Origin of the sequence: Acinetobacter sp. (assembly GCF_041911495.1) — a bacterium.
GTDB lineage: Bacteria > Pseudomonadota > Gammaproteobacteria > Pseudomonadales > Moraxellaceae > Acinetobacter.
The window spans coordinates 1-16,293 of the sequence record NZ_JAYROT010000038.1; the positions used below are offsets into that span (position 1 = coordinate 1).

The following is a 16,293-nucleotide window of genomic DNA, read 5'->3' on the forward strand; positions in this document are numbered from 1 at the left end:
AAGTCCAAATCCGAGCCATAACCCAACTCAATACCGCCGAGCTTGCCGTAGCCAATCACTGAAAAGCCGAGATGATCTAAACCACAACGCTGATCATTGACATCCAGTGGATAACCATGACGCTTCGCCACCATTTGATAAGCGAGTTGCAATGCGGAATGCACAGTGATTTCCGCAATATCAGTGAGCACATCAGATACTCGCATTAACGGACTTTCTGCCAGCACATCGCTGGCTGCCACTGAAAGCACATTGGATTTTTTAAAGAGGCGAAGCACCCGCATCAAGTCTTCCACTTGATCAAGCTCAATGCGCAGTAGTTGTTGACGTAAAGCATTTTGCAAATCTTGCCGCTGTGGCAACTCAAAATCCATCGACAAAAACTCATCGAGCAATACAGGATAACGACTCAGTTCTTCACAAATCCACGGACTGACACTTGCCATTTTTACAAGACGTTGCAATGCACCCCGATTTTCCATCAGCATCACAATGTAGACGCTACGCCGTAGAATCGATTCAATCAGCGGTAATAGACGCATCAAAGCAGTTTGTGTCTGCTCCACATCAATCACTGCTTGCACCAGATACGGCCAAAAGTCTTTTAAGCGTTTGAGCGCTGTACTTGGTAAGCGTTGCACCGCATTACTTTGCCAAAATGCCTCAATGCGCTGATACGAGCTTTCATCAAGATAAGGTTGTAATTCTTGTAATTCCCCCGAAACGGTGGGGGTATCAATCACATTAATACGCTCTTGAATCAGCGCATCGAAATAGTAGCTGACACGACTGCGCTTCTGCTTCAGCACAGCTTGGAAGCTGTCCCAATCCGTAAAATTTAAGGCAAAAATTAACCGTGCTCGAAGTTGCTCATCTTGTGGCAGACTTTGCGTTTGTTTATCCTCAAGGGCTTGAATGCCATGCTCGACACGACGTAGAAATAAATACGCATCTTTGAGTTCATCAAACGCCTGCTGATCAATAAAATTATCATCTAATAAATGTTTCAGTGCCACCAAACACTGTCGGTCTTGTAACTCGAAGCGCGAACCGCCATAGATCAATTGAAACACTTGTACGATAAACTCTATTTCTCGAATCCCGCCTGCGCCGAGTTTGACATCTTCTTCGATATTGCGTCGCATGACCTCTTTTTCGATCATGGCTTTCATTTCACGCAAGGCAGCAAAGGCGCTGTAATCGACATAACGTCTGAAGACGAAAGGTCGAGCCATTTGCATCAGGCTTTCCGCTTTTTTACCGCCTGTTATGGCACGTGCCTTGATCCACGCATATCGCTCCCACTCTCGTCCATGTTGAATGAGGTATTTCTCCAGTGCAGCATGGCTGAGTGCCAGCGCACTACCATCGCCCCAAGGACGCAGACGCATATCGACTCGAAACACAAAACCATCAGCGGTGACTTGTTCGAGTAGTTGAATAATCTTCTGTCCCCAAGCAATACAAAATTGCTGTACATCCACACATTTTCGCCCATTGGTTACACCATTTTCATCAAAGGCGAAAATCAGGTCGATATCGCTGGAGAGATTCAACTCTTGCGCGCCATGCTTACCCATGGCGATCACGATTAAATCCTGTATTTTGCCATCATCTTCACCGATCGGTTCACCATACTTGGCGATTAATGCAGGACGTGCAAAATCTTTCGCTACGATTACGGCAAGGTCGGCAAAATCAGAAAGCTCACGGGTCAAAGTGCGGACATCGGTCAAATCATTACAATCTTGCCAAATCCAGCGCAACATCAGCCGTGCACGAATTTGACGGATTTGACGCATCCATGTCGCTTCATCACTATTCGCATCCAAATTATCTTTAAGAAATGTGGCAATTTGCTGTCGGGTTAGCGGCTGTGAAAATTGGTCAATTTCATAATCTGATTGCCAAATGCCATCTAAGTTTTGCATCACTTGTGTGGCGTATAGGCTACTGAATTGTGTTCTTTCTAGTTGTTGTTGATTCATTGCGAAACCGACCTGTCCTACGAATATTTAAAATAATACGGAAAAAGTTTATATCCGCATAATTACGTAGATTTGATAAGCTTGCAATGCTTTCTTTAATGGTCAAATTTAAAAAAACTTTCGTAATTAAAAAACTTGATGTCCAATACACATCAAGCTTTCAATTTTAAATCTTCAAGGTAAAAACTATTTAGACTAAATCAATACTTCCCACTGGGATACGCACAATAAACCGTGTGCCTTGATTTTTGATAGATTCTACAGCGATCGTACCGCCATTATTTTCGACAAATCGCTTACACAGCACCAAGCCTAGCCCTGTGCCTTTTTCGCCTGAAGTGCCTTGTGTACTTGGAATAGTGTCTTGTTGAAACAACTTTTCACTTTGCATTTCCGTCATACCTACGCCCTGATCCTGAATACGAATCTCGACCCAATTTTGATCTTGCTGTGCGCAGATTAAAATCTCTTTATCTGCATTAGCATCGGTAAACTTGAGCGCATTCGAGGTCAGATTCTGAATCACTGAAGTCATCATCCGCACATCACCAAAAGCATAGAGCTGACCTGCAACATCACATTTCAGTTTAATCTTTTTCTTAAAGGCAGATGAGTTGAGTAGATCGACTACCGATTGCACCACATCATTGACATTGAAATGCACAGGCTTAAAGTGAAAACGACCACCCTCTGCCATCGACCAATTCAACAAGCTTTCTAGCAAACTATAAGTGGACTGGGCAGTATCATTAATATACTCGACCAACCGCAGTGAGGCCTCATCGTCTAGCGTGTCACGCTCATGCACCAAGATATCCGCACAGCCTAAAATACCGTGAAAAGGCGCTCGTAAATCATGCGCAATAATCGAAAAATACTTGCTCCGACTGGCATTAATCTCTTCTAAATCAGCCAACTGTCGATATGCGGTTTTACTATCTATGATCATCTGAAGTGATGAATGACGCTGTAAAATGTATTCATCTAAAAAAGTCTGCATGTGCGCTGGAATCAACCGTGTTTTATCCGCACAAAGAATAATGCTCAGCGTAGACTCAGTCGATGCAATCGATGCAGTCGCATTACCGACAACATAAATCGATTCTGGAATAAAGTCATGTGTAACTTCAAATGAACGTTGGACTTTTTCAAAAATCGTACTTTGAGTATCGAGCTGTTCGCCTTTGGCGCAATGCGCTACCTGCTGGCAAATTTCTTGTACGGTTTCTTTTGGAATGGACTCAGTGGTGGAGTTCGCCACCACCATGTCTTTATATTGATAATAATAAATGGCGTGGCTGTAACGGCTTAATTTGCACAATAAATCTACGGTTGCATCGATATGCTCAGACACAATAACTGAAAGCTCCGCCTGAAGACCTTCAGGAGCAGGAGTTGGTGTGTACGTCGATATCGGCGCTCTAACTTGCATAATTCATTGCCTGTGCATATAGGGGAAGGACAGAGATGCAAAACAACTAAACAACAACATTTTGGTTACGTATTTCAACAATCTAACATCACATTGAAAAGATTCCAACCAAAATTGACAGAAGCTGGCAAATTTTCGTCACTTTTCGACGAACGACATAACATATTCTCTTTGCGTGGTCAATTTACCTGAAATTACTTAGAAATTGTAGATTTTTTTCTGCGCTTTTTTTGCACAAATTGAGTATCATGCAAATTGAATAGTTTTTTTTCATATCAACGATGACATTAAAGCCTTTACATCGCTTAACTCGACTCAACCTAAAGAAACTCATTATCTCTTTGGTGTTGTTTAGTATTGCGACTTTATTCGTCATTTCTTTGTTTGTGAACTATTTTATTCAGCGCAATCAACTATTAAGTAGCGCGCTTTCAGTCAATGAGGAATATGCGCACAAAATCGCTACCAGTACCGACTTGCATTTTCACGGTATTCAACTTGAGCTTAAATACAGCGCATCAGTGCTAGCAACTTCACCAAATAACAATCAAATCATCGACCAAGAACTCACACGAATTCTCAAACAATCTCAATACTTTAATAGTGTTACCTTTGTTAGAGCAGATGGTCACTTGGCTGGCTTTGCCCCGCTTACACTCCCTTTTAAAAAGGGACAAGTTATGGACACCACTACCACACGCTTATCTTTAAAATATAAAGAATCGCTGATCACACCACCTTATAACTTTGCTTTAAAGAATTTTTTGATTTATATTTCTGAACCTGTTGTCGATGCATCTGGACAATATCTTGGCTACGTCGGCGGTACAATTTATCTAAAAGAACAGAACTTTATTTCCCAACTCTTATCGAGCCAATACGGCTATCAAGACAATTATATATATGTGCTGGATAGTCAGCAACGGATTATTTTCCACCCCGACCCAAGTCGTATTGGAGATTCTGCAGTCGGAAATACGGGTTTAAACACCTTAATGAATGAACCTTACGGCAATCTGCGTTTGGTAGATACTAAAGGCATTGATAGCCTTGCAGGTTTCTCAAAAATAAGTGCGCCAAACTGGGTCGTGGTTTCACAGCAACCCACCAAACAACTCCTCGACCAAGCATCCAATTTGCTCTACAAAGTCATCTTAGGCATGTTGTTCTTTTATGCGTTTGTGTTCTTTGTGATTTGGCGCTTTTCCTATGTGATCGCACAACCACTCTCAGACTTGGCAGACTCTGCAAGTCAACTCAATCAGCCCGATGCCGAGAAAAATATTCGTAAAATTCGTCCTTGGTATTTTGAAGTCGCACAATTCCAAAAAGCCCTACTGTTCAGCGCAGATCACTTTCAACAAACCGTTGATGAGCTCAACACCATCGTCAAAACAGATTCGTTGACAGGGTTTTACAACCGTCGTGGTATGCAATTGTATATCGACACCTTTGAAAAGCAACAGAGTAATTTTGCCATCTTGGCAATCGATATCGACCATTTTAAAACGGTTAATGATCAATATGGGCACGCTGAGGGCGATCGCGTTTTACAACACATCGCTTGGCAAATCCAAGAACAGTGTCGAGATCAGGACATTTGCTGTCGTATTGGCGGTGAAGAATTTATTGTTTTGCTACCCAATGCATCTCACTCATTGGCTCAGAAAGTCGCATCGAGAATCCTGCAAAATCGCACACAAGATAAAATCGAAGGTATCGGTCAGGTGACGGTATCTATCGGCATTGCGCATTGGCCGACTCACCATCAAAACATTGATCAAACTTTGCAATTAGCGGATCAACGCCTGTATCAAGCAAAAGCGGATGGACGGAATTGTATTCGTTAAATTCTGAGTTTCAACCCAATTTTTAGCATCGAGCTTTTAAGCGTTGAGCTTTTTGACAATCTCAGCTAAACGTTCACCTTGTACGATCGCTAAGCGTTTTTCATCTTGAGAAATCGCTTGATCATGTCGTGGGCCGCTAACATGGCTTACACCGTATGGCGTGCCACCTGATTTTGTATTTGACAACGCTGCTTCGCTATTTTTTAAGCCAAGCAACATCATACCGTGATGGAGAAGTGGCAAATACATACTCAGCAAAGTGGTTTCCTGCCCACCATGTATTGAGCCTGTCGCCGTAAACACGCATGCAGGCTTGTCATGCAACGCACCACTGAGCCATAGACTAGTAGTCTGATCCCAAAAATATTTCATCTGACTTGCCATATTGCCAAAGCGTGTTGGGCTACCCAATGCCAAGCCTGCACAATTTTGTAAATCATCTAAAGTGCAGTACACATCGCCCTGCTCGGGAATACTAGGCTCAGCTGTAGCGATCGCAGGAAATATTTCAGGAACGGTGCGGATTTTTGCAATCAACCCTTGATTCTCAATGCCTTGCGCAATCAAGTGCGCCATTTCACGTGTGCTACCATATTTACTATAATAAAGAACTAAAACATAAGATTGCATCGCAACATATTCCTAAAATTGATTGATGATCATCGTTTTCAGCATGATACGCAATTTCCTCAGTATTTTGCAGTGTGTAATGTAATACGATGTAAATCTTAATGTTTTTTAATGCAATGTGTTGTTTAATGCATATAACCGACTTTTTGTGAACTTGTTAAGGATAGGTCTGCATGTTTGATAAACTGAAAGCTTCAGGAATACTTGATCAGAAATGGATACAGTTTATCCGTTTTGTCTTGTATCGTTTTGAGGCTGATCGTTGTCGAGAAATTGCAGGTTCACTGACCTATACCACCTTGTTTGCCATTGTGCCGATGCTCACCGTATTCTTAGTAATCGTATCTTCTATCAAGGCTTTAGAGCCTGCGCGACAGCAGATGCAGACGTGGATTTATAGCAACTTCCTACCCAAAACCTCCATTGCCTTTGATAAAGCCCTCAACGCCTTTACTGAAAATTCAAGCAACCTGACCATTATCGGTATTCTATTTTTATTCGTGACTACGGTATTGATGCTTTCGAGTATCGAGCTTGCGTTTAATCGCATCTGGCGAGTGCGTCAGGCTCGTGGTGGTATTGTCGGCTTTATGCGCTATTGGACGATCATTTCTCTTGGTCCAATCATTCTAGGAACAGCATTTGTATTATCTTCAACTGTTGCTTCGATGAACTTGCTCAGCAATACCGTTGCAGGCTATCAGTTTGATTTTGCGTATGTTTTACTTTTTATCTCGTTTGCCTTGACCTGTTTAGGTTTTAGCCTACTGTACTGGACGATCCCCAACCGTAGTGTGCCGATCAAGTCTGCTGTAATTGCAGGAATTTTTAGTGGTGTGGTGTTTGAGCTACTCAAAAATCTATTCGGCTTTATCATGAGTAACTTTACCAGTTACCAGTTGGTCTATGGTGCGTTTGCAGCATTACCTATTTTCTTATTGTGGATTTATACCTCATGGCTGGTGGTGTTACTTGGTGTACAGATAAGCTATGCCATCACGGCTTTTCATTCAGACAAGACGACTAAGCGCCATCCGATATTAATGCTTCTTGATGTCTTAGAACTTTTTCATCAAAAGCAAAAACGTGGTGGCACAGTGTCCGATCGTGAGGCGATGAATATTCTTGGGCGTGGTGAGATTGGGAAGTGGCCGTATTTCATTGAATTATTGGAAAAACAAAACCTCATCACACGTACAGATAGCAACGAATACGTGTTGATCCGCAACCTTGAACAAGTCGATCTTTGGCAATTTGTGAAGAATCTACCGTATGCACTACCACATCGCAGTGAACTGAATGGCAGCTCCCCAAATGATCATGTCATGCAAGTCGTAGGCTCAACTTTGGCGGAGTCCGATGCGTATTTGGCACAGAAGTTAGCGATTCCTTTAGCGACTATTTTCGACTCCAAAAACACTTTGGAAGATACGGTTTAAATTTTTAGCCACTATTTTTGACATAAAAAAAACCATCCAAATATCTGAACACTTGGATAGTTTTTTGCTTTGTGCACACTATTTACAAAACGTCGTCCACTGATGTACATCACCATAATTCAACGTCAACTCAAGCTGATCTTTGGCAGATAACGCACCGACACCAGCGGGTGTCCCAGTCATGATCACATCGCCAACCTCTAGGCGAAATACTTGATTGATATCGACCAGTAAAGTCGCAATATCAAAAATCATATCTTGCGTATTGCCCTGCTGTTTCACAACGCCATTTTGCGCAAGGCGAAATGTCAAACGATCTAGATCAATCGCAGGATGATAATCCACCCACTCTGCAAGTACGCATGAACCGTCAAATGCTTTGGCACGTTCCCACGGTTGACCTTTATTTTTCAATGTATTTTGTACATCACGCAAGGTCAAATCCAAGCCTAAAGTCACCGCACCGATCGCAGACAAAGCTTCAACTTTATCTGTTACCTGTGAAAGTGGTTTGGCGATCTGTAAACATAACTCACATTCAAAATGACATTCACCCAGATCGGTATTCCACACAATACCATCTTGCAAAGTACGCAGACTACTTGGTGGCTTAAGGAATAGCACAGGGCTATCAGGCACAGCATTACCGAGCTCTTTTGCGTGATCGGCATAGTTACGACCGACACAGATGATTTTTGAAGGGCTTTGCATAAGATGTCCTAAGGCTTAAGGTTTTTAATAGAATCGTTTTAAGTTTAAAAATCCGTAAATTTGAAACTTGGTCACTTAATGTTTACGGAAAGCTGATTCAAACACATCCTGCTGACCCGTCGCCTCAATCGCCGACTTCGACAAAATAATCACCGTTTTATCTTTCAGCTCAATCACATAGCTGATTTTACCCTTGATCAGTCGCACCACATCACTATAGGCAAAACGATGCTGTCGATCCGCTGCGATCAATACCGCTGAGTCTTGATACAAGTCGATGCCCTGCTCTACTTGACCATATTTATAACGCTCGTACTGACGTGAAAACAGCTTCGGTAAGATCACAAATCGCATCAGCAATTGAAGCAATAAAAAAGAAAAACCTAAAATAATATACACCTGACCAATGCCTTGCCATCCGAGATAAAATCCCCAAATGATAATCCCCACACTCAGTAGCGGTGTCAGATAACGGGTAAATTTCTTTTTGCCAAATGTCGCCAAAGCAAAGCCCTCTTTGGACTCTTCCAAAGTCAGGTGATAACGGCAACTAAAACTCGCTTGTTCAGTCATGATCGTAAATCATTAAAAAATGTCACCTTACTTTAGCAAGGAAGTGTAGACAATACAAAAGCCAAAACAAATTTAACAACAACACTGCATTCGTCTACATTTTATGCATTATTCACTACGTTGATTGTGATTTAATACTTACTCAAATTCCCCAAATCTACCGTTCCAAATCTAGCAAAATTGATGTGTAGTAAAGATTAGGGTCTGTTGACGTTTCACAGATGCTTGCGACAACGGACGCTTTTTAGACGATACTAGGCATGAATGAGGAAATTTAGCCATTCTAAATGATTCATTCATAACGACGTAGCGTCAAAAAGCATCCTTGTCCCGAAGGGTTATGGCTAAAATTGCCATAAACTTCGTTATAAAACTTGGCAAGGGAGTGACCATTCCCTGCGTTTCATGCCTCGTTTATGTTATTTTAGCCAATAACGCAATGCATGGTTGAAATGTCAACAGACCCTAGTAGTAAAACAAAAAATGCGAACATGGAGTTCATATGCAAAACCGTTATATGCCGAAATATATCCGCACGTACCTCATTTTCACTTTGGCAATGATGCCACCCTGCACTTATGCCAAATTAGTCGATTGGCAAGACCCGACACCGAGCGCACTTGCACCATTTAATAACAGTGCAAAACAAGTCGCAAACGTCGCTAATGATGATATTTTTATCTATAGCCATGTGCCACAAGCGATCAAATATACCGATAAGTCAGGTACTCGTAGCTACAAAAGTGCGCAATATAGCTCGGCTGCACTCGTGGTTAATGCCACACCTGAACAGGTATATAACACTCTAAAAGATTACTCTGGCTATGTCGGACTATTTCCCACTTTAAAAAAAGCCAAAGTCTTAGAAAGCAATAAAGACGATACCAAAGCGCAAGAAGAAATCAGCCAAGTGGAATATCGTGTCAGCGTACCGACGCCAATCAAAGTCTTGAATTTCAATGAAGATGTGACCTTACAGCACCACTTAACTAAAAACAGCATGAGCTCATTGATCATTGACTCCCCTTTTCCACACGGTATGGGCAAGTTTGAATGGTTCGCACTGGGAAACAATAAAACTTTGGTCACGCTCACGCATTGGAATGATCTCGATGTGACCAAAGGCTTTCTCATAACGACCCTACTCAAAGCCATGCCTGAGATCAAAACAGGGATTCCATATGGTGGTAGCACCTTTGCTTTAGAAGCTTTGAATGAAAAATTTAATGGCAAAGCCAAAGCAGTTAAACTCGGCGCAGGAAAAATGCCTGAGAAATTAACCACGCTTGCAGAATATCAACACCTTATTCAACTCAGCAAAAATACCAAACAACCGATTACTTTTGTCCATCGTCCTTATGCAATCCCATATAAGCATGGCGATGAGGACTTACGCTTTAGCACCAGTTATCATTATTTTTCTGCAAATCGTGACAAATCGAAACAACTATTTTCACCTGATGTATTTAAGACCCTTTTTAGCAATCAAGTGAAAAGTGTCAAATTGATTCAAAATCAGGATCAATTGAAATCGCAAGATGCGATCTATGATATTCGTGTCGGATTGGGTGTGATTAATATTCCATTTAGCTCACGGATTCGTTTTGTTGATCTTGCGGAGAATCAAGTCGATATGTATGCGGTGGGCGGTGACGTCAAGTTTATGAAGTCACGCATGTCGGTCAAAGACTTTGGCTCAGGCTCAGTCTGGAAAATCACTGCTGCAGGTAAAATCGACGATGATGCGCCATTCTTACTCCGAGCAATGCGTAGCCTGCCTTACCATGATGTGTTGCCATCCGCCTCAATGGCAAGCGTGGTCAGTGCCAAAGCCGAAACAAAACTTGGACTGTAAACGACTACAGCAATAAATTTTAGGCACAAAAAAACCGCTCATCTTGTGATTGCGGTTTAATCGACTTTATCTTTCATCAGTTTTGACTTAAAAGTCTTAATTTAAAAATCTGAACATTGAGATGAATGGTGCGCTCAGAGAGATTCGAACTCCCGACCCCTTAGTTCGTAGCCAAGTGCTCTATCCAGCTGAGCTATGAGCGCATTAAGTGTGGGAATTATACGGATTTTTTCGAGGTTGCATAGTTTTATTCGAATCAATCCATTTAATTGCTCAATTCACATACAATCCATCATAACATGCCGATGATTAATTTCGCACCTATTGCATCTGCTGTAAAAACTTTTCAATAGCCACCAAGACTTGCTGCGTTTGCTCTTGATGGGGAAAATGCCCACAGTTTGGTAAAATCTCCAATTGCTTTTCAACCTGTGCCAAGTGGATAAAACGGCTAGGTTGTGCCAAAGTCGCATATTGATCGTGCTCACCATGAATCACCAAAATTGGCGACTGTATCCGAGCAAGATAAGCATCCAAATTCCACGTGGTAAACTTTGGATCAAGCCATGTTTCCGTCCACGCATCGAGCACCCACTGCGCTTTATCCCCATGATATTTTGCTAGTTTTGCAAGCATCTTTGGATCAGCAAAGAGTTGTTTTGCTTCACGAATACCATCTAAAGTGATCTGCTCAACTTGAGATTGCGCAGACATGGTGATCACTGCTAGACAGTGTAATGGAAACTTTTCTGCGACAGCAACTGCCATTCCACCACCGACGCTATGCCCTGCGACCACAAACTTTTGGATATTTAACGCTTGAATTAATGTAGTAAAAGTCGTTTTCGCTTCATCAATCACAAAATCTAAATCCAAAGGATCATTTAGCGCAGATGACTGTCCAAAACCCAAGCGATCATAGGCAATTACTTGTCGTTTGGTCTGCTCTGCCAAAAGCTCTGGGAAATTACGCCACTGCGCCACGCTACCCAAAGATTCATGAATCAATACAATAGGCGCAAGCTCAGCTTTGCAGTCTGCAGATTGCCAGGACTTTGCAAAGACTCTGCCTACTTGATCAGGGAGTCTTGGATCAGAAACTGGAATTTCAAATTCAGTAATGTTCATAAGAAGCTTGATTCTTCATGTTATGAAACATTTTGCATAGATTATCATCCTTTGAAAAGCTGGCTTTTTAGACGCCTCGGTCAACCATTTAAAACAACCTCTTGCTAATCACTTAAAAATTTTAAGCACAAAAAAAACCGCTCATCATGCGATTGCGGTTTAATCAGTTTCATCTTCGATCAATTTTAACTTAAAAGTCTTAATTTAAAAATCTAAACATCGATATGAATGGTGCGCTCAGAGAGATTCGAACTCCCGACCCCTTAGTTCGTAGCCAAGTGCTCTATCCAGCTGAGCTATGAGCGCATTTCAAAATAATGTAGACAGACTTAGATCAATGCAATGATTGATGGTGCGCTCAGAGAGATTCGAACTCCCGACCCCTTAGTTCGTAGCCAAGTGCTCTATCCAGCTGAGCTATGAGCGCATCAGGTCATGTCAAAAACATTATCTCGTTGGCGGTGAGAGAGGGATTCGAACCCTCGGTGAGCTATAAAACCCACACTTCCTTAGCAGGGAAGCACCTTCGGCCACTCGGACATCTCACCGTAACGAGGTCGCCATAATACAAATTAAATGCGCCCGCATCAAGTGTTGCAATGCTTTTTTTTGAGTTTAGCGCAAGGAAGCCGTGCTTTTTGCGCAATTAATCATCGCCAAGTGATAAAACCCATTTGGTCATGATCTTGCAATCAAATTTCACACAAAGCGCAACCGACAATATGCTAAACTATTGCTCGATATACAGATTTTGATGAGATGCGTGGGTATATAAATCATGATAAAAAAATGGAACGATCCCGAAGCCTTACTCGAGTCACAGCGTTATGACAACCCGATTCCAAGCCGAACGCTGATCTCCTCACACATTGAGCAAGCAGAACAAGGTCTAAGCTACGACGATCTTGCAGAAAAATTCGCCTTAAATAATGATGACAATCTCGAAGCCCTACGTCGCCGTCTTGGCGCAATGGTGCGTGATGGGCAGTTGCTACGTATCGGTCAGACTTATCAGCTATGCAATGATGATCAAGAGTTTGATGCCACCGTGGAAATAAATCATCGTGGTCAAGGCTTTGCGGTGATTAAAGATCATCATGATTTGGTACTGACAGAGCGTGAACTTCGCCTCGTATTTCATGGTGATCGTATCCGTGTCCGCCCGACCAGTATTGACCGTCGAGGCAAACAGCAAGGCTTTATTACAGAAGTCATTAAGCATCAAGTGCAACAAATTATTGGCGAGTTGTGTGAGCATGAGGGTGAATTTTTTATTCAACCGAATACACCAAATACGCATCAACCAATTACCTTAGAAAAAGAATTGGTTGAACATGCCAATTTAAAAATCGGCGATGCAGTGCGTATTGCCATTGATGATTATCCATCCCGTGAAGAATTCGCCACAGGGCATGTAATCAAGTCGATGGCAGATCACGCCGATACGCAAATCATTATTCCTGCAACCATATTGGAATATGGCTTGCCCTATGAATTCCCTGATGAAGTGGTAAAAGAAGCCGAAAGCTACAAAGAACCTTCTGCAAAAGATCGCAAAGGTCGCATTGACCTGCGAGATTTACCCTTAGTCACCATTGATGGTGAAGACGCCCGAGATTTCGATGATGCCGTTTTTGCAGAAAAACGTGCAGGCGGTGGCTACCGTGTGGTGGTGGCGATTGCCGATGTCAGCCATTACGTCAAAGTTGATCAACCGCTCGATGAAGAAGCACAGCAACGTGGCACATCGGTATATTTCCCACATTATGTCTTGCCGATGCTCCCTGAGGCCCTATCGAATGGCTTATGTTCACTCAATCCGAACGTTGATCGCCTATGTATGGTCTGCGATTTGACCCTTTCACGCACTGGTCGAGTCACAGGTTATGAGTTTTACCCATCAGTGATGCATTCCAAAGCTCGTCTAACCTATACGCAAGTCGCAGACTACTTATCAGGACATACCAAAGCCCTTCCTGATGATAAAACGATCCATAAATCAGTCAATACGCTGTTCCAACTCTATCAAACTTTGCTTGATCTGCGCCAAGAGCGTCATGCAATGGAGTTTGAAACCGTTGAAACTTATATGACCTTTGATGATAAAGGTGCGATTCAGCAGATTTTGCCACGTTCACGCAATGATGCGCATCGTCTGATCGAAGAATGTATGTTGCTTGCCAATGTTGCCGCCGCAGATTTTGCTTTAAAACAAGATGTGCCTGTACTGTATCGTGTGCATGAGTCACCTGAGTTTTCACGGATTCAAAAAGTCCGTGATTTTGTCAAATTGCTCGGTTTAAGTTTCCCTGAACAGCCAACACAAGCGGATTATCAACGTGTGATTGAAGCGACTAAAGATCGTGTTGATGCCACAAGTATTCATTCGGTGCTACTTCGTTCGATGATGCAAGCCTATTACAGCCCGAAAAATGCAGGACATTACGGCTTGGCGTATGAAGCATACACTCACTTTACCTCGCCTATTCGTCGTTACCCTGATTTACTTCTACATCGTGCGATTAAAGCCAAACTCGCAAGTAAGCCTTATCCGCTACAAGGCGCATCACTGGATGCCGCAGGCGAGCATTATTCACAGACTGAACGCCGTGCCGATGAAGCCTCACGTGATGTGACCAGTTGGCTAAAATGCCACTATATGCAACAGCATATCGGTGAGGAATTCGATGGTGTGATCACCACTGTGACTGATTTTGGTTTATTTATTACGCTGAAAGATTTGTATGTCGATGGCATGATCCATATCAGTCAGTTGGGTGATGATTATTTTGTTTACGATGCACCATTACAACGCTTAGTCGGTCAACATCATGGACGTACTTTTGCATTGGGTGACACCATTAAAATCAAAGTCGCTCAGGTGAATTTGGAAGAACGCAAAATTGATTTTGATTTGGTCAAACAACTGACCAGTGAAGGTCGTGCCGTGCGTAGTCGTGCGCCACGAAGCAATCGTTCTGGTGCAAATAGTGCAAGCAATCAGGCACCTAATGCAAATCAAAGTGGTAAGCGTCCGACACGTTCAAAATCGCCTAGTAATGCAAACGGTAGCAATCCGACAAGCGCTCGCCCAAATAGCACACGCCTTAAAAAACCTGTGTCAGAAGTCTTGCCAAATCTGGAAACAACCGACAAGGCAGAAAAAGATTTAGCGCAAATCTTCGAGCAGCCGACTGATAAAAAGCCGAAGAAGAAAAAGGCGAAAAAATCAGATGCAGTGGTCGCAAAAGCGAAGTCGAAGAAAAAAGCCAAAGCCAAAAAATCGACCAAGAAAGTCAAAAAGTCGAATGCGAAGGCAAGAGAGGAGTAATCTTTTCTAAAGTATGCACACTAAAAAGCGAGCCTCGGCTCGCTTTTACGTATTCTAAAAATGCATTTGATTTGAAAATCACGGCAAATTAAACCAAATCATTTGGCTATCTTTACTCGCTTCAATCACCGCATTTTCTTCAAAGACTAAGGCATCACCTGCTTTCACCGTATGCTCGCCGATGTTGACTTCACCTTTGATCAGATGCACATAGTTGACCCGTTTTACCTCATCCACATTTAGGCTTTGACCTGCGTGTAGCACAGCACTGTGGATTTCAGCATTTTGGCGGATTTGCATCAGCGCTTGATCGTTTGTTCCAGCAATCAAATGCCATTGGTTTGGCGCATCATTCGGGTCGCACGCCACTTGTTGATAGGTCGGCTCGGCATCCCGTATATTCGGAATGACCCAAATCTGGAGCAAATGCACCGCTTCATCATAACGGTTCATTTCACTGTGGCGCACACCAGTGCCTGCGCTCATCAGTTGCCATTCGCCTGCTTTGATATCACCTTCATTGCCCATGCTGTCTTTATGTGAAATCGTACCTGAAAGTACGCAGGTCAAGATTTCCATATTGTCATGCGGATGGGTGCCAAAGCCTTGATTTCCTGCGATATGGTCATCGTTAATGACTCGAAGTGCGCTGACACCCATATATTTTGGGTCGTGCCAACTGCCAAAAGAAAAGCTATGTCGAGTGTCCAACCAACCTGCTTGGACATGTCCACGATCTTCACTGCGATGGAGATAGGCTTGCATAGGATTCACCAATATTAATTATCTCTAACCATAATTATATATTAATTAATTTTTATTAATATTACAAAATCAACATACATTGTCTTGTATTTAGAACACTGCAACAATTGCCTGAAAACTATCAACAACTCTTTAGCTAATCACTAAAAGAAAAGCAGAATCGTACTTTTTCTTTGGCTTGAATCGGATCTTTAGTTTTTTGGAATGATGAGCTTTTCATCATAGATCATACGGCGAATATCATCATCTCGCACGCTTCCATGTAGGCGTTGCACACTTGGTGCATTAATCACTTGGTAGACTGCACTTTTGAATAGCTGTCTTTGACCAAGCTCAGCAAAATATTAGATTCGATTTTGATTTCGCCACAGCGTGCCTTTTTGCCAAATGTCATACTTCACATCTGCGAGCTTGTGCCACCATATTGGCTATGTTGATCTATTTGATAGATCCTCGGTTCTTGATCGCCTCGAATCAACGCCAAAATCATCAACAGTGCAAATAGTACGGTCAGCACCAAAATGACTTGTACCACACGAATCCTCCATAGCCCAGCTTTACTATAAGGTTGATTCGGTTGCTTCATATGAA

At 42.5% G+C, this 16,293-nt stretch carries 12 protein-coding genes and 4 tRNA genes; 4 read left to right on the forward strand and 12 right to left on the reverse strand.

Translation table 11 applies throughout. The features are described 5' to 3' along the window. Together glnE and ACE3PQ_RS04655 are read right to left on the reverse strand one after the other, a co-directional pair. The coding region (gene glnE, locus ACE3PQ_RS04650; RefSeq protein ID WP_374295638.1) for a bifunctional [glutamate--ammonia ligase]-adenylyl-L-tyrosine phosphorylase/[glutamate--ammonia-ligase] adenylyltransferase at positions 1 to 1,988 on the reverse strand (1,988 nt) is incomplete at its 3' end. A 190-nt stretch (positions 1,989 to 2,178) separates the two neighbouring features. Then, positions 2,179 to 3,420 carry a sensor histidine kinase gene (locus tag ACE3PQ_RS04655; protein WP_374295640.1) on the reverse strand — a complete coding sequence of 414 codons (1,242 nt, stop codon included), beginning with the start codon at positions 3,418 to 3,420 and terminating at the stop codon, positions 2,179 to 2,181. 281 nt (positions 3,421 to 3,701) lie between these two features. Here ACE3PQ_RS04655 and ACE3PQ_RS04660 point away from each other — a divergent pair, with 281 nt between their 5' ends. Beyond that, positions 3,702 to 5,270, forward strand: coding sequence for a sensor domain-containing diguanylate cyclase (locus ACE3PQ_RS04660; RefSeq protein WP_374295642.1), 1,569 nt, complete (start codon positions 3,702 to 3,704; stop codon positions 5,268 to 5,270). Positions 5,271 to 5,306: 36 nt separating this feature from the next. Here ACE3PQ_RS04660 and wrbA read toward each other — a convergent pair whose 3' ends face one another. After that, positions 5,307 to 5,900, reverse strand: coding sequence for an NAD(P)H:quinone oxidoreductase (wrbA, locus tag ACE3PQ_RS04665; RefSeq protein ID WP_374295644.1), 594 nt, complete (start codon positions 5,898 to 5,900; stop codon positions 5,307 to 5,309). 173 nt (positions 5,901 to 6,073) lie between these two features. Here wrbA and ACE3PQ_RS04670 point away from each other — a divergent pair, with 173 nt between their 5' ends. After that, positions 6,074 to 7,339 carry a YihY family inner membrane protein gene (locus ACE3PQ_RS04670; protein ID WP_374295646.1) on the forward strand — a complete coding sequence of 422 codons (1,266 nt, stop codon included), beginning with the start codon at positions 6,074 to 6,076 and terminating at the stop codon, positions 7,337 to 7,339. 78 nt (positions 7,340 to 7,417) lie between these two features. On the opposite strand, the gene ACE3PQ_RS04675 is transcribed toward ACE3PQ_RS04670, so the two are convergent. Further along, a complete protein-coding gene (locus ACE3PQ_RS04675) occupies positions 7,418 to 8,050 on the reverse strand; it encodes a fumarylacetoacetate hydrolase family protein (protein ID WP_374295648.1) in 633 nt (210 codons plus the stop codon). A 75-nt stretch (positions 8,051 to 8,125) separates the two neighbouring features. Continuing rightward, complete coding sequence (locus tag ACE3PQ_RS04680) at positions 8,126 to 8,623, reverse strand: hypothetical protein (protein ID WP_374295650.1); 498 nt, start codon at positions 8,621 to 8,623, stop codon at positions 8,126 to 8,128. 502 nt (positions 8,624 to 9,125) lie between these two features. Here ACE3PQ_RS04680 and ACE3PQ_RS04685 point away from each other — a divergent pair. After that, the gene (locus tag ACE3PQ_RS04685) at positions 9,126 to 10,478 is read left to right on the forward strand and encodes an SRPBCC family protein (protein WP_374295652.1); all 1,353 of its coding nucleotides are present in this window, start codon (positions 9,126 to 9,128) and stop codon (positions 10,476 to 10,478) included. Positions 10,479 to 10,604: 126 nt separating this feature from the next. Here ACE3PQ_RS04685 and ACE3PQ_RS04690 read toward each other — a convergent pair. The 5 genes from ACE3PQ_RS04690 to ACE3PQ_RS04710 form a co-directional block, all read right to left on the reverse strand. Continuing rightward, positions 10,605 to 10,681: transfer RNA gene (locus tag ACE3PQ_RS04690), tRNA-Arg, on the reverse strand. Positions 10,682 to 10,799: 118 nt separating this feature from the next. Beyond that, positions 10,800 to 11,606, reverse strand: a complete 807-nt coding sequence (locus ACE3PQ_RS04695) for an alpha/beta fold hydrolase (protein ID WP_374295654.1) — start codon at positions 11,604 to 11,606, stop codon at positions 10,800 to 10,802. A 229-nt stretch (positions 11,607 to 11,835) separates the two neighbouring features. After that, positions 11,836 to 11,912, reverse strand: a tRNA-Arg gene (locus ACE3PQ_RS04700). Positions 11,913 to 11,956: 44 nt separating this feature from the next. Then, a tRNA-Arg gene (locus tag ACE3PQ_RS04705) sits at positions 11,957 to 12,033 on the reverse strand. A 29-nt stretch (positions 12,034 to 12,062) separates the two neighbouring features. Continuing rightward, positions 12,063 to 12,154 (reverse strand) — tRNA-Ser (locus ACE3PQ_RS04710). Between the two features lie 230 nt (positions 12,155 to 12,384). Here ACE3PQ_RS04710 and rnr point away from each other — a divergent pair. Next, a complete protein-coding gene (gene rnr / locus ACE3PQ_RS04715; RefSeq protein ID WP_374295656.1) occupies positions 12,385 to 14,937 on the forward strand; it encodes a ribonuclease R in 2,553 nt (850 codons plus the stop codon). A 78-nt stretch (positions 14,938 to 15,015) separates the two neighbouring features. On the opposite strand, the gene ACE3PQ_RS04720 is transcribed toward rnr, so the two are convergent. Both ACE3PQ_RS04720 and ACE3PQ_RS04725 read right to left on the reverse strand, forming a co-directional pair. Continuing rightward, complete coding sequence (locus tag ACE3PQ_RS04720) at positions 15,016 to 15,702, reverse strand: pirin family protein (protein WP_374295658.1); 687 nt, start codon at positions 15,700 to 15,702, stop codon at positions 15,016 to 15,018. 397 nt (positions 15,703 to 16,099) lie between these two features. After that, positions 16,100 to 16,288, reverse strand: coding sequence for a hypothetical protein (locus ACE3PQ_RS04725; RefSeq protein WP_374295660.1), 189 nt, complete (start codon positions 16,286 to 16,288; stop codon positions 16,100 to 16,102). Positions 16,289 to 16,293 lie beyond the last annotated feature (5 nt).